14 protein-coding genes and 1 pseudogene are annotated in these 14,046 nt (G+C 66.3%); 12 read left to right on the top strand and 3 right to left on the bottom strand.

All coding sequences use genetic code 11. The features are described from left to right. The 5 genes and pseudogenes from M3I53_RS37365 to M3I53_RS37345 form a co-directional block, all read left to right on the top strand. Positions 1-556 (top strand): annotated as a pseudogene (locus M3I53_RS37365) (threonine ammonia-lyase, biosynthetic); the annotation flags it as partial. 183 nt (positions 557-739) lie between these two features. Continuing rightward, entirely contained in the window at positions 740-1,720 is a 981-nt protein-coding gene (locus M3I53_RS37360) for an ABC transporter substrate-binding protein (RefSeq protein WP_254320742.1), read from the top strand. Positions 1,721-1,739: 19 nt separating this feature from the next. Beyond that, the gene (locus M3I53_RS37355; protein ID WP_254320741.1) at positions 1,740-2,714 is read left to right on the top strand and encodes a ribose ABC transporter; all 975 of its coding nucleotides are present in this window, start codon (positions 1,740-1,742) and stop codon (positions 2,712-2,714) included. Beyond that, a complete protein-coding gene (locus M3I53_RS37350) occupies positions 2,711-3,487 on the top strand; it encodes an ATP-binding cassette domain-containing protein (RefSeq protein ID WP_254320740.1) in 777 nt (258 codons plus the stop codon). Before M3I53_RS37355 ends, M3I53_RS37350 begins: the two co-directional genes overlap by 4 nt. Before the next feature lie 86 nt (positions 3,488-3,573). Continuing rightward, positions 3,574-3,927 carry a DOPA 4,5-dioxygenase family protein gene (locus M3I53_RS37345; RefSeq protein WP_254320746.1) on the top strand — a complete coding sequence of 118 codons (354 nt, stop codon included), beginning with the start codon at positions 3,574-3,576 and terminating at the stop codon, positions 3,925-3,927. Positions 3,928-3,992: 65 nt separating this feature from the next. On the opposite strand, the gene M3I53_RS37340 is transcribed toward M3I53_RS37345, so the two are convergent. Then, the gene (locus M3I53_RS37340; RefSeq protein ID WP_254320739.1) at positions 3,993-5,351 is read right to left on the bottom strand and encodes an MFS transporter; all 1,359 of its coding nucleotides are present in this window, start codon (positions 5,349-5,351) and stop codon (positions 3,993-3,995) included. A gap of 215 nt (positions 5,352-5,566) precedes the next feature. Between M3I53_RS37340 and M3I53_RS37335 the strand changes: the two genes are divergently transcribed. Further along, entirely contained in the window at positions 5,567-5,890 is a 324-nt protein-coding gene (locus M3I53_RS37335) for a hypothetical protein (protein ID WP_375542637.1), read from the top strand. A 13-nt stretch (positions 5,891-5,903) separates the two neighbouring features. Here the strand turns inward: M3I53_RS37335 and M3I53_RS37330 are convergent, their stop codons facing one another. After that, complete coding sequence (locus M3I53_RS37330; RefSeq protein WP_302058007.1) at positions 5,904-6,935, bottom strand: aldose 1-epimerase; 1,032 nt, start codon at positions 6,933-6,935, stop codon at positions 5,904-5,906. Positions 6,936-7,119: 184 nt separating this feature from the next. Between M3I53_RS37330 and M3I53_RS37325 the strand changes: the two genes are divergently transcribed. The 5 genes from M3I53_RS37325 (at position 7,120) to M3I53_RS37305 (ending at position 13,168) form a co-directional block, all read left to right on the top strand. Then, positions 7,120-8,208: a LacI family DNA-binding transcriptional regulator gene (locus tag M3I53_RS37325; RefSeq protein ID WP_254320738.1), complete on the top strand. Its 1,089-nt coding sequence runs from the start codon at positions 7,120-7,122 to the stop codon at positions 8,206-8,208. 191 nt (positions 8,209-8,399) lie between these two features. After that, positions 8,400-9,434 (top strand): ABC transporter substrate-binding protein, encoded by a 1,035-nt coding sequence (locus M3I53_RS37320; RefSeq protein WP_254320737.1) that lies wholly within the window; start codon positions 8,400-8,402, stop codon positions 9,432-9,434. Between the two features lie 14 nt (positions 9,435-9,448). Next, complete coding sequence (locus M3I53_RS37315) at positions 9,449-11,044, top strand: sugar ABC transporter ATP-binding protein (protein WP_254320736.1); 1,596 nt, start codon at positions 9,449-9,451, stop codon at positions 11,042-11,044. 77 nt (positions 11,045-11,121) lie between these two features. Beyond that, positions 11,122-12,117: an ABC transporter permease gene (locus M3I53_RS37310; RefSeq protein WP_254320735.1), complete on the top strand. Its 996-nt coding sequence runs from the start codon at positions 11,122-11,124 to the stop codon at positions 12,115-12,117. A 4-nt stretch (positions 12,118-12,121) separates the two neighbouring features. Further along, a complete protein-coding gene (locus M3I53_RS37305) occupies positions 12,122-13,168 on the top strand; it encodes an ABC transporter permease (RefSeq protein ID WP_254320734.1) in 1,047 nt (348 codons plus the stop codon). A gap of 50 nt (positions 13,169-13,218) precedes the next feature. Here M3I53_RS37305 and M3I53_RS37300 read toward each other — a convergent pair whose 3' ends face one another. After that, entirely contained in the window at positions 13,219-13,656 is a 438-nt protein-coding gene (locus tag M3I53_RS37300; protein ID WP_254320733.1) for a hypothetical protein, read from the bottom strand. Between the two features lie 139 nt (positions 13,657-13,795). On the opposite strand from M3I53_RS37300, the gene M3I53_RS37295 reads away from it, so the two are divergent. Beyond that, entirely contained in the window at positions 13,796-14,026 is a 231-nt protein-coding gene (locus tag M3I53_RS37295; protein WP_254320743.1) for a hypothetical protein, read from the top strand. The last annotated feature ends 20 nt before the right edge of the window (positions 14,027-14,046 follow it).

Raw genomic sequence — 14,046 nt, 5'->3', positions numbered from 1 at the left:
GCGCGCCGAGGTGGGTGAGGCGCGCGAAGCGGTGTTCGCCGTGACGATCCCCGAGGAGCGCGGCAGCTTCAAGCGCTTCTGCGAGCTGGTCGGCACGCGCAGCGTGACCGAGTTCAACTACCGCATCGACGACGCCGAGCGCGCGCACATCTTCGTGGGCGTGCAGATCCGCAACCGCGGCGAGTCGCAGCAGATCGCGAAGACCTTCGTCGATCACGGCTTTCCGAGCGTCGATCTCACGGGCGACGAGCTGTCGAAGCAGCACATCCGCTACATGGTGGGCGGGCGCTCGCCGCTCGCTCACGACGAACGCCTGTTCCGCTTCGAGTTTCCGGAGCGCCCGGGCGCGCTCATGCGCTTTCTTTCGTCGATGGCGCCGAACTGGAACATCAGCCTCTTCCATTACCGCAACCAGGGCGCCGACTACAGCTCGATTCTGGTGGGCATCCAGGTGCCCGCCGCCGAGGACGCCGAGTTCCGCCGCTTCCTCGCCACGCTCGGCTATCCGCACTGGGAAGAGACGAGCAATCCCGCGTATCGGTTGTTCCTGCAATGAAAATAGTCAGTCGTCCCACCAATCGGGACATCTGCATCTGAAGCGCATAAAGAGCCGAAAGAGTGCAGGAAAACACCAGGCCCCGCGGCAGTGCGCGTCAGTATACTGAGCCACTGCTGCCGGGCGTGGTCGCCTCGGGAAGAATGGGCGCCGTGCGTCGGACTCACCTGGAGGAAGACAAACATGTTGCGCATCGCTCTTGGCTGTCTGATGGCTCTTTCCACGATCGTCGCCGGCGCGCTGCCCGGCGTGGCGCACGCGGATGCGGCGCATCCCGTCGTCGCGCTGCTGCCCGGCGTCACCGATCCCTTCTACTTCACGATGCATCGCGGCGCCGAGCGCGCGGCGAAGGAAGAAAACATCCAGTTGCTGTTCCAGGTACCGAAGGCCTGGAACACCACGGAACAGGTGCCGATCCTCAAGGCGTTCATCGCCAAGCATCCCGACGTACTGCTCGTCTCGCCCGTCGACAAGCAGCAGCTCATCGGCCCGCTCAAGGAAGCCGCCGACGCCGGCATTAAGGTCATCACCGTCGACACCTATATCGGCGACGGCCACTATCAAACGGGCAAGGGCGACGCCGACTTCCCGCTCTCCTATGTCGCTTCGGACAACCTGGAAGGCGGCCACGTGGCGGCGCGCGCGCTCGCCAAGGCGATCGGCGACAAGGGCACCGTCTATTGCGAGAACAACAAGCCGGGCATTTCCAGTACCGACGCGCGCGCGCAAGGTTTCATGGAAGAGATGAAGAAGCACCCAAACATCAAGGTGCTGGAGACGCAGTACAACGAGGACGACGCCAATCGCGCCGCCTCGCATGTGGCGGCGGTGCTCGCACGCAATCCCGACCTCGCGGGCGTCTTCGGCGCCAACACGTTTTCGGGCGCAGGCGCGGCGCAAGGGGTGAAGAACGCGGGCAAGCAGGGCGTGGTGAAGGTCGTCGTGTTTGACGCGGTGCCGGGTATCGACGAGCAGATCAGAAGCGGCCTCGTCGATATCGCCATCGCGCAGCTTCCCGACGAGATGGGCTATGACGCAGTGAAGTTCGCCGCCGACGCCAGCCACGGCAAGAAAATTCCCACCTACAAGGGCACGGGCTTCGTGGTGCTGGACAAGTCGAACATCGACAAGCCGGAGATGAAGCAGTACATCTACTCGAACTAAGCCACGCGAACAGAGCCACATGAACGACAAACGACTCGACAGGCTCGCGCTCGTCAGCAAGGTCTGGCCGTGGCTCTTTCTCGGCACGCTGCTCGTCTTCTTCGAGGCGTGGGCGCGCATCTCGGCGCATCGGTCGTTCGTCTTCAACGCGTACAACCTGCAGTCGATCGGGCTTGCCGCGAGCGCGCCGTTGTTGCTGGCCATCGGTCAAACCTTTGTGATCATCACCGCGGGCATCGATCTTTCGGTGGGCTTCGTGATGGGACTCGCGGCGGTGTGCGTCGCACAGTTCACGATTCCCGGCGGCGAATCGCCGTGGATCTTGCTGATGTCGATTCCGCTCACGGTGCTCGTGTGCCTGATTCCAGGCTTCGTGAACGGCGTATTGATCGCGCGCCTCGGTGTGCCCGCTTTCATCGGCACGCTCGGCATGTATGGGGTCGCGCGCGGCGTGGGCTTTCTCGCTGCGGGCAGCGGCATGACCGTCTCCGTGAACAATCCTGGGCTCGCGTGGCTCGGCACCGGCTGGACGCCCGTGATTCTCACGGCCGTGCTGCTCGTCATCATGCACTTCGTGCTCTCGAAAACGCGCTTCGGTCAGTACACCTACGCGATAGGCGGCAATCCGCAGTCGGCGATGCGCGCGGGCATCAACGTGCGCCGTCATCTTTTTGAGATCTACCTGATTGCGGCGGCTTTCGCGGCGATAGGGGGCATCGTCTACACAGCGCGCTTCGCCGCGGGCGCGGCCAATGCGGGTGAGCCGATGCTGCTCGATTCGATCGCGGCGGTCGTGATCGGCGGCGCGAGTCTCTTTGGCGGCACCGGCAACGTCATCGGCACGCTGATCGGCGCGCTCATCATCGCCGTGATCGAATTCGGGCTCGTGTTCATCGACGTCAACGCGTTCTGGCAATTCATCGTGGTCGGCATCGTCATCATTCTTTCGGTGCTGATCGACCAGTACAAGGATCGGCTCGGAGGCGCGGAATGAGCGGTGAGAGCGCCACGCCGATTCTGGAGGCGCGTGACGTCTCGATCCGGTTTGGCGGCGTGGAGGCGCTCAAGCGCGTGTCGTTGCGGCTCATGCCGGGCGAAGTGCTTGCGCTCGCGGGCGACAACGGCGCGGGCAAGTCCACGCTCATCAAGATCCTCTCGGGCGTGTATCGCGCCGATGCGGGCGATCTGCATTTCGAGGGGCGTCCGCTCCAGCTGCGCGATCCGCAGGATGCGCGCTCGCAGGGCATCGAAACGATCTATCAGGATCTCGCGCTTGCCGACAATCTCGATGTGGGCAGCAACATCTTCCTCGGCCGCGAGCCTGTGAGACGGCTATTCGGCTTCCAGGTGATCGACCGGCCGCAGATGGCGCGGGTGGCGCGCGAAGTGCTCGAGCGCCTCGATATCGTGATTCCGCCGCGCAAGCTCACGGGGCCCGTGAAAATGCTCTCGGGCGGCCAGCGCCAGGCCATTGCGATAGGCCGCGCGATTTACTGGAACGCGCGCGTGCTCATCATGGACGAGCCCACGGCGGCGCTCGGCGTGCCCGAGCAACGCAAGGTGATGGAGTTGATTCGCGGACTCAAGGCGCAGGGTGTGGCCGTGATTCTCATCTCGCACAACCTGCACGATATTTTCGCCGTGGCCGAGCGCATCGTCGTGCTGCGGCGCGGCGAAGTGGCGGGCGAGCGGCGCGTGATCGACACCGATGGCGACGAGATCGTTCGGCTGATGGTAGGCGACACGTATTCGAACGGCGCGCACTGAAACCTGACGCGGTGCGTTCGCCTGCGCGGTGCGAGCATTCGATGGACAATGTCGGCTCGGACCTTCACCGCATTCCTGCTCCCGCCATGAACTATCTCGATCCCGCCGAAATCACGAGCTGGCACGCCCACGTCTATTTCGACGCGTCGACGCGCGACGCCGCATGGACCTTGCGCGAGGCGATCGATGCCCGCTTCGGCGAGATCGTGCAGATCGGGCGCTTTCACGAGCGCCCGGTCGGGCCGCATCCGATGTGGTCGTATCAGCTCGCCATTACGCGAGCGCATTTCACGACGGTCGTCGAATGGCTCACACTCAATCACGGCGCACTCGACGTGTTCGTGCATCCGAACACCACCGATGCCCTGCGCGATCATCGTGACGCCGCCGTGTGGATCGGCCATTCGCACACGCTCAATCTCGGCGCGCTCGGCGGCTGACGTTCCGCGGATTGCGCCGCCCAGTGGGCTGCGGCACGGCGCAACGCGCGACACGCCAGCGGGCCTCAGTGCCCGAACGACTCCGTCTTTGCCGCCGACGATCCGCTCGCCTGCGGCCGCGCGGCCTGCTTGATGAGCAGCGCCGCGCCGGCAATTAGACCGGCGACGGCGACCGTCGCGAAGATGCCTGCAAACGTGAAGTGCCGGCGCGCCAGTTCGGCCACGAGGAACGAGCCCGCAATGCCGCCGAAGCGCCCGATGCCGAGCATCCAGGCCACGCCGGTGCCGCGACCCTGGGTGGGATAGAACGCGGCGGCGAGCGCGGGCATCGACGATTGCGCCGTGTTCATCAGCACGCCGGCCACGAACACCACGAGCACGAGCAGGGCCACGTTGCCCGCCGCCTGGCCGATGAACCACACCGAAAGCGCGGTGAGCACGTAGCACGCGGCGATGATGCGGTTCGCGTTGAAGCGGTCCATGAGCATGCCGCTCAGCACCGCGCCCACGCCGCCGAGCGGGAAGAGCGCCGAGATCAGCGTGGCGCTCGAGGCCGTGAGGCCGGAGTCCTTGAGCAGGAGCGGCATCCAGTTGATCGATGCGTAGAAGATCACCAGCCCCATGAAATACGCGACCCACAGCATCACCGAGCCGACGAGGTACATCGGCGAAAGCACGACGCCGAGGCCCTTGCTTTGCGTCTGCGGGGCGTGCTCCGTCATCGTGAACACCTGCGCCCTGGCGGCGTCGGGCGAGATGCGGGCGAGCGCGGCGCGAATACGCTCGACGGGCCGCTGGTTCGCCACCATGTAGCGCACCGATTCCGGCATGCGCAGAAAGAGCGGCACGGCGAGCACGAGCGGCGTCACGCCGCCGAGCATGAGCACGCTGCGCCAGCCGAAATGCGGAATCATCCACGCCGCGAGAAAGCCGCCGCAGGCTGCGCCGAGCGGAAAGCCGCAGAACATCAGATTGATCACGGTGGCGCGGTTCCGGTCCGGGCAGAACTCGCCCATCATCGTGACCGCGTTTGGCATGGCGGCGCCGAGACCCACGCCCGTAATGAAGCGCAGCCACGTGAGCTCGCCGATGCTGGTGGAGAACGCCGAAACGAGGCAGGTCACGCCGAACAGCAGCACCGAGCCGACCAGCATGGCGCGGCGCCCGAGGCGATCGGAAAGCGGTCCGGACACGAGTGCGCCGCAAGCAAGGCCGAAGAGCGCGGCACTCAGCACCGGCGCGAGCGCGGGCTTGGGGATGCCCCATTCGCCGAGCAGCGAAGGCGCGATGAAGCCGATCGCGGCGGTGTCGAAACCGTCGAGCAGGACGATCACGAAGCACATCGCGAAAATGAACCACTGGAACGGCGAGAACGGATGTTCGTTGATGAAGGTCTGGACGTCGACGGCACGCGGCTGGTCCATGGTTTTGTCTCCTGTCAACCGAGGTTGTCGTTGTATCGGCCCGCCGTGGCGAGCTGCTTTTTCTGGTTTGCCTTACAACCTGGAATAGTAACCGCAGCGCGGCGTTTGCTGAAGATCATGATCGGGCGTGGCGGGCGGCCGTCTGCTAGCCTGAATGCAGCACGGCGAGCACGCGCGTGCTGCAGCGTGTCGCGTTGCGCGACAAGGAGTGCCAGATGAAATCTTTCTTCCCCCACGCGGTTACGCCGTGCCTCATGGCAAGCGCGATGCTGGCAGGTGCGCCCGGCCAGGTGTTTGCCCAGCTCGCGCCGAATGACGACCTGCGTACGCCGCAAAATAGCCTCGCGCTCATGCCGGGCGCGCAGCCAGGCAGCGAATACCCGACCCATGGCAATCGCCAGGCCGGCGAGATGCCGGTCGGTCCCACCGATCCGCGTGGGCAACTCGCGAACGGCCACCCGAACAACGCCGAGGCGGGCGGCTACGGCGCGCCCTTGGCGGGCGTGCGCTCGGGTGGGCAAGGCGGCGCGGGCATGTGAGCGACTGGCTGCTTCAGGTCCGCTCGGGTTGCCAGGCTAGCTGGGCTTCGAGCGTTTCGCCGGGCGCGAGCACGGTCCCGCCCACGTCGATGCGCTGCACGGTTCCTTCGTGACGCAGATTGAGCCAGTCCGTCGTATTGCTGACGGGTTCCGCGCAGAAGTACGGCAGGCCGGGCGGGCAGAAGACCACGAAGAAGTCGAGCGGCGTGCTCGCGCGCAGCGCGAGGCGACGGCCTTCGTGCGGCCACTCGATGACCGCCTCGCGGCGCCAGCCGGAGAAGTTGTTGTCGAGATCGAAGTCGTCGACGATCAGGCCGCCCTGCAGGGCGTCGACGGCCGGGTGGGCGCTGAGCGAGACAGGCAGCACTTCCGTGTCGATCTCCCACATGGCGCGCACGCGGGCGGCGATGCGCGTGCCGGGCGGGCGCGGATAGTACGGGTGATGGCCCAGACCGAACGGCATGGGCCGCGCGGCGAGGTTGCGAGCCCACAGGCGCACGGTGAGGCCGCTGGCGTCGAGCGTGAGATGCTGGCGCGCCTCGTAGCGAAACGGCCAGCCTGTGCCGGCGTGTGAGCCGGCTTTGTGCGATCCGTGGGATTCACGCGCTTCATGTGGCGCGTTCGGCTCGTGCAGGAAGTGCAGCGTGAGCGTATCGGCCGTTTGCGCCTCGACCGTCCAGGGCCGCCGCCATGCGTGGCCATGCAGCGCGTGGCGCAGCGCGCCGGTGCCGCTCGGCAAGTCGATCATCTGCCCTTCGAAGCGGAATCGCCCGTCGCGAATGCGGTTGCAGTACGGCATCAGCGGAAAGCTCGCCATGCCGAGCGGATCGCGCGCGTCGATGGCGGCGCGCGTGGCGGGGCGCAGCCAGTGTGACGCAGGGGTCTGGCCGGCCGCGTCGTAGAACGCCGCGATCGAGCCGCCGACGTGCGGTGCGACGAGCGCGCGCACGTCGCCATGGGCCAGCGTGACGAGTTGGCCGTCGTCGAGCGCGGCGGCGTCGAACGCGATCTCCGGGGGCGACGAGGGTGGCGGTCGGGCAGTCAAATGAGCGTTCTCCGGTGCATCGTTTTATTACTAATAAAAGATAATATAGGCGCTCAATTCGCTGATGATGGAGCCATAAAGTGATGATATACGCCAATTGATGGCCAAAATTATTAGTGCTACGCTTCGGGCCAACAGCGCGGCTCAGAGCGCGCGCAGCCCTCCCGCAGTCCCCTCGGATCCGATGAAAAAATCGACGCAACGCCGCCCGACCATGACCGACATCGCGAAGGCCGCAGGCGTGTCGCAATCGACGGTTTCCCTCGTGCTCAATGGCGCTGTCGGCGCCAAGCTTTCCGAAGCGACGCGCCTGAAGGTGCATGAAGTCGCGCACTCGCTTGGTTACCAGTTGCCGATCCGCGCAGTGCAGACGCCCGCCCCCGCGGGCGAGCGCAATCTCATCGTCTATCTCGCCGACGAAGTCTCGACGAGTCCGCACCCGGTCGTGAGCATCGACGGCGCGCGCGACGCCGCCTGGAACAACGGCTGTCTGCTCGCGGTGTTCTCGACGCATGGCAACGCACAGATGGAGCAGCAGGTGCTGCAGACGCTCGCCATGCCGAACGTGCTTGGCGTGATCTACGCGACCGTGTACACGCGCAAGGTCACGGTGCCGCCCGCGTTGCTGAAGGTGCCGGCCGTGCTGCTCAACTGCTATGCATCCGATCACGCGCTCTCTTCGGTCGTGCCCGCCGAAGTGGCGGGCGGCCATACGGCCACCGAATATCTGATCGAAGCGGGGCACCGGCGCATCGGGTTCATCAACGGCGAAACCTGGCAGGACGCCGCGAAAGACCGTCTGAAGGGCTATCGCCAGGCGCTCGCGACCGCCGACCTGCTGTTCGACGAACGCCTCGTGCGCGACGGCGACTGGAGTTCGGGCAAGGGCTTCGAACTCACGCTCTCGCTCATGCGCGAGCCGAATCCGCCCACCGCGATCTTCTGCGCCAACGACCTGACGGCGATTGGCGCGATCGAAGCGCTCAAGCAACTCGGGCTGCGCGTGCCCGAAGACGTTTCGGTCATGGGCTACGACGATCAGGAAATCGCGCGCCACACCCACCCGCCGCTCACCACCGTCGTGCTACCCAACTACGAGCTTGGGCGCTGGGCCGTCGAGACGCTGCTGCAGGAAGAGCAGAACCGCAGCGCCGGCGCGCCGGTGCGCCACCGCACCGTCAAGCTCGACGGACCGCTCATCGAACGGACCTCGGTGTGCGCGCCAGACGCCGCCTCCCCCGTGAATACCCTCATTAATATTTCCGAAAATTGACTGGTAATATTAGTTGAAGCAGTGGCCGTAATAATTCGGTGCGGCGCAGCGCGCGTCGTGCTGGATGAATCAAGAAAGACAACAAGAACCGCGGTGGGGCCGAAGGCCAGCACCGCCGATGTCATTCATCGCTTTGCGTGAGACCGGAGTCCGTGCTGCCGCATGCGCTCTGGCCGACACAGGAGACAGCCATGCGTCATCAACGAATCCAGTCCGCCCTCATTGCCGCCGGTTTTTGCCTGGCGAGCGCGTTCGCCGCCAGCGCTCACGCGCAGTCCAATGCCGGCGCACAGAAAGTCCAGTCGAATTCCAGCGAGAGCTGCACGAACCCCAAGCCGGGCGGCAAGAAGCTGAGTGACATGGTGGTGGGGTTCTCGCAGTCGGAGAATGAACAGAACCCGTTCCGGGCAACCGAAACCGCCTCGGTTCGCGCAGCGGCGAAGGAAGCGGGCGTGAAGCGCCTGCTCTATACGAACGCGAACGCCAACCAGGCCAAGCAGGTCGCCGACATTGAAAGCATGATCAACCAGGGCGCCGAGGCGCTCATCATTGCGCCCAACGACTCCACGGGCCTGCAGCCGGCGCTCGCCCAGGCGCGCGCGAAGGGCATCCCCGTCGTGACGATCGACCGGCAGACGGCGGGCACGGCGTGCGACGACTTCATCACGTTCCTCGGCTCCGACTTCTACAAGCAGGGCGAGCGAGCGGCGAAGGCGCTGGCCGATGCCACGGGCGCCAACGCGATCATCGCCGAGATCCAGGGCGGCTACGGCAACACGGTGGAGAGCCAGCGCACGGACGGCTTTGCGAACGGCCTCAAGCCCTATCCCGGCATGAAGATCATTGCGGCGCAAACCGCGAACTGGTCGACGACCGAAGCGCAGAAGGTGATGGAGCAGATCCTGCTCGCGCACCCGGACGTCAACGCCGTCTACACCCACGCCGACACGATGACGGTCGGCGCGATCAAGGCGCTGCGCCAGGCCGGCAAGCTCAACGGCGTGAAGATCGTCTCGATCGACGGCACGAAGGAAATCGTCACGGACATTTCGAACGGCATCGTCGCCGCCGACGTGGAAACGAACCCGCGCTTCGGTCCGCTCGCCTTCAAGTCGCTGGAAGACTATCTCGCGGGCAGGCCGGTGCCGCAAAAGCAGATCATGGACGACGCGCTCTTCGACCGGAACAACGCGCAGCCGTCGCTCGCGCAGGGCAAGGTCTACTGAGCTGCGTCCGCACGATGACGACGAGCGCCCCCGCCGATCGCACCGGTCGCACCGGTTCCGCCGCGGCCACGCCGCGCGCCGTGCTCGAAACGCACGGCGTTTCGAAGACCTTCGGCGTGGTGCGCGCGCTGCGCGACGTCTCGCTCACGCTGCGCGCGGGCGAGGTGCACGGCCTCGTGGGCGAGAACGGCGCGGGCAAGTCCACGCTGATCAAGGTCCTCACCGGCTTTCATCAGCCCGACTCGGGCGCGCTCACGCTCGACGGCGCAGACGTCGCGTTCGACAGTCCGCGCGCCGCGCAGGGCGCGGGCGTGTGCGCCGTGTATCAGGAAATCAACCTGATAACGGAGCGCAGCGTGGCCGACAACATCTTTCTGTGCCATGAACCGAAACGCTTCGGCATCCTGATCGACAGGAAGCGCATGCTCGAGCGCGCCGCCGACATCGTGCAGCGCTACCGGCTCGCGGTCGATCCGGCCGCGCGTCTCGGTTCGCTCGGGCTCGGCGCGCAGCAGATGGTGGCGATCGCGCGCGGCGTTTCGCTGGGCGCGCGCGTGCTGATCCTCGACGAACCGACTTCGGCCCTGAGCGGCGCGGAGGTGGACGTGCTGTTCGAAGTCGTCGATCGCCTGCGCGCCGAGGGCATCGCGCTGCTGTTCGTGAGCCACCGGCTTTCCGAATGCTACCGGCTGTGCGATCGCTTCACGGTAATGCGCGACGGCGCCGTGGTGCGCACGGGTACGCCCGCAGAACTGCCGCGCGCGGCATTGATCGCGGCCATGCTGGGCCGCGAGAGCGCGGGCGAGCACGCGTGGGCCGAGCGCTCGGGCAGTGCCGATGCCGACGCCACGCCTGCTCTCGCCGTCGACCATTTGCAGTGGGGCAACCGCGTGCGCGACGTGTCGCTGCGCGTGGCCCCAAGGGAAATCGTCGGCCTGGCCGGGCTGCTCGGCTCGGGCCGCACGGAAACGTTCAAAACGATCTTCGGTGCGCAAAAGGCCGATGGTGGCGAGGTCGATATCGCGGGCCGCGCGCTCACGCATGCAAACCCGGCGCGCTCGATCGGACGCGGTCTCGCTTTCCTCTCCGAAGACCGCCGCGCGGAAGGCATCTTTGCGCGTCTCTCGGTGCGCGAGAACATCGTCGCGAGCTTGCTGCCGCGCATTTCGCGCTTCGGCTTCATCTCGCGTGCGAAGGAAGCGCAAGTGGTGCGGGACTCGATCGACCGGCTCGGCATCAAGACGGCCGGACCCGGCGCACTCATCACGACGCTCTCGGGCGGCAACCAGCAAAAGGCGCTGATCGCGCGCTGCCTGTCGACCCGCCCAACGGTGCTGCTGCTCGACGACCCCACGCGCGGCATCGACGTCGGCGCGAAGGAGGAGGTGCATCGCGTCGTGCAGGAGCTTGCGCAGGAGGGGCTAGCGGTGGTCGTCACGTCGTCGGAGATGGAGGAGCTGCTTGCGCTGACCGATCGCCTCGTCGTGCTCAACGAAGGCGCGACCGAGGGCGGCATGCCAACCGCTGGGGCGCTCCCCGACGACGTGCTCGCCGTGCTGGCCGGCGCCGGGTCTGACCACAGCGCTGACCACGGCGACGGCACCGTGTGAGCGACTCCGCGCCAAACCCGCCACAATCCACGACAACCGCTCCAATGGCGACCAACCTTGAATCGAACGAGGCAAGCTTGAGCCCCTCGAATCCTTCGAATTCCTCGAACCGTTCCGTCTCGCCCGCGTCCGGCGTAGCGGCGCGTGCGCAGACCTGGCGCACCGTGCTGCGCGAGCATAGCGTGTACTTCGCGCTCGCCGCGCTCGTGGCATTCAATCTGGCCGTTACGCCCGGCTTCTCGAATCCGTTCGCGGCGCGCAGCCTGCTGTTCGAGGCAGCGCCGATCGTGTTGATCGCGCTGGGCCAGAATCTCGCGATCGCGACGCGCGGCATCGATCTCTCCGTGGGATCGGTGATGGCGCTCGCCAGCGCCTCGATTGCCGTGTTCCTGCCGTATGGCGTGGGTCCGGCGCTCGTGGGCGCGGTCGCGGTGGGCGCCGTAGTCGGCTTGTGCAACGGGCTCCTCGTGGCGCTGCTCGCCATCGATCCGCTGATCTCGAGCCTCGCCTTGCTGGTCGCCGCGCGCGGACTCGCGCAGGCGCTGCTGGGCGGCTCGCGCGTGAATCTGCCCGACACGCCCGCGTTCGATCTGCTCGGCGCCGGCGCACTAGGCCCGCTGCCGATCGTTATGCTGATCGCGCTTGGGCTCGCGCTCGTGGTGGCGTTCGTCGTGCGGCGCACGACCTTCGGGCGCTATGCGATCCTTGTGGGCGCGAGCCGCGGCGCGGCGTTTCTCGCGGGCATTCCGGTGCGGCGCACGCTCTTTCTCGTCTATGCGGTGAGCGGCACGCTTGCCGGACTCGCCGGCGTGTTCGCGTCGTCTCGGCTTGGCGCGGCGGATCCCAATTATGTCGGTGTGAACTTCGAACTCGATGCGATTGCCGCCTCGGTCATCGGGGGCACGCCGCTTTCGGGCGGCCGCATCTCGATCGTCGGCGCGGTGTTCGGTGTGCTGCTCCTGCAGGTGCTCGACGCGAGCTTCATCATGAACAACATCAGCTTCACCTACGCGCAGATCCTCAAAGCGGTATTCATCGTCGTCGCGCTTTATCTGCAGCGCTCGGGGGGCTGACGCGATGCAAAACGCCAAACAAGGGGAAGCTCAAACCGCCGCCGCACCGGGCGCCAATCGGCGCGCGCAAATGATCGCGTTCGTGCAGGCGCGCGGGGCGATCGCGATGCTCGTGGTCGTCGCGCTCGTGGCCGGCATGGTGTTTCCCGACTTCCTGCGCCCCGCGAACCTCGCGGATATCGCCTCGAACGGCGCGTTTCTCGGGCTCGTCGCCGTGGGGCAAAGCATCGTCATCATCCTGGGCGGCTTCGATCTTTCGGTCGGGTCGATGGTCGGACTCGGCACGGTGCTGGCCGCCTATGCCGCGCCCTATGGATGGGGCGCCGCGGTGCTCGCGCCCGTGGCGGCGGGTTTCGTCGTCGGTCTGGTCAACGGCGTGCTGATCGCCCGCGCGCGCATGGCGCCGTTCATCGTCACGCTCGCTGCGCTGCTCGGGCTCAAGGGGCTCGCGCTCGTGCTCGCGAGTCAGGATCTGTTGATTGCCAATCCGGGTTTCTTCGCGCGCATCGCCAATGGCTCGGTGTTCGGTGTCAACAATCTGATTTGGTTGCTGGTGGTCGTCTATGCCCTCGGCGGCGCGTTGCTCAATCACACGCGCTTTGGCGCGGCGATCTTTGCGATCGGCGGCAACGAAGAGGCGGCCCGCATGCTGGGCGTGCGCGTGGAGCGCGTGAAGATACTCGCCTACGCATTGTCGGGTGCACTCGCCGGTCTCTCGGGGGCGTTGCTGGCGTCGCACCTGGACTCCGGGTTGTCGGGGGCGGGAACCGGCTACGAACTGCAGTCGATCGCCGCGGCTGTGATCGGCGGCGTGCTGCTCACGGGCGGCGTGGGAACGATGGCCGGACCGCTGGCCGGCGTACTGCTGCTCGGTGTCATCGACAATGTGATCAACCAGGTCGGCACGCTGAGTCCTTACTATCAGAACCTCGCGAGCGGCGCATTCCTGCTCGCTGCGGTGGTCGTGCAGACGGTGCTCACCGGCCGCCGGTATGGCGCAGCGCGGAGTGCGGCGGCCACGACGCGGCGACGTGCGGCCGCGGGCTCTTGATGGATGACGTCTCGAGCTGCCGGCTTCGCACGCGTTTGGCCGATGGCATTCTACTGATGCGAAACGCTCAGCTTCACGCGCGTTGAGCCGTCGGTCTGTGCGGTGATCTCGGTCCGGCTGCCGCGCTGCCCCAGATAGAAGTGCTGGCGGCCAGGCGAGTTCACGTCGTGCGTTGCGTCGGGCAGGCACGAGGCAATGTCGGCACCTACCCCTTCGAGCGCGTTCGTCCCCGATCCTGCGTCGCGCGCACTCCAGACACACTGGAAATTCCCGCCGCTCGTCGCGCACTGCGCGTCGTCGCCATAGGGTTGCGCGACGGCGCGCCCGTCGTCAGGACTCAGTGACGCGAATTGCTGCGGCGCCGCCGCAACGATGCGCTTGAGCGCGGCGCAGGGGCTCGCGCTGTCGTCCGCATGAGCGGCCAGGGGGATGCCGGGTATGACAGTCGCCGAGCAAAGCGCGAGGATTTGGATGATCGGTGAATTCATGGCGTTCCGCTGCTTGGGCGCAGGGCCTCATCGTGGCAGTGAGGGCAGCGCTGCAAGCGGCGTGCCGGGAATGGCTCTTGCAGGGTCGCGTCGGACTACGCATCACGAGGAGAACGCCATGAGGGAACCGTTCGATCGCATGATGAAAGCGGGCGCATTGCTGGCCGGTCTGACCTTCGCGATAGCGAGCAGCGGCGAATCGCGCAGCGAGCAGGAACACGCGTGCCGCGACGATGCGTTCCACTTCTGCGCGCGTGCGATCCCCAACAAGGAGAAAATCGCGGCATGCCTGAAGCAGCACTACGATGAACTCTCGCCACCGTGCAAGGCGATGTTCGACCCGCCGACGACGGACGATCCCCAGTCATGAGCGCGAATGCCGCCCATTGA

It is taken from the genome of Paraburkholderia sp. CNPSo 3272 (assembly GCF_024206495.1).
Classification (GTDB): Bacteria; Pseudomonadota; Gammaproteobacteria; order Burkholderiales; family Burkholderiaceae; genus Paraburkholderia.
The sequence above is the reverse complement of the archived record's forward strand: the minus strand, read 5'-3'. Positions and strand labels throughout refer to the sequence as shown.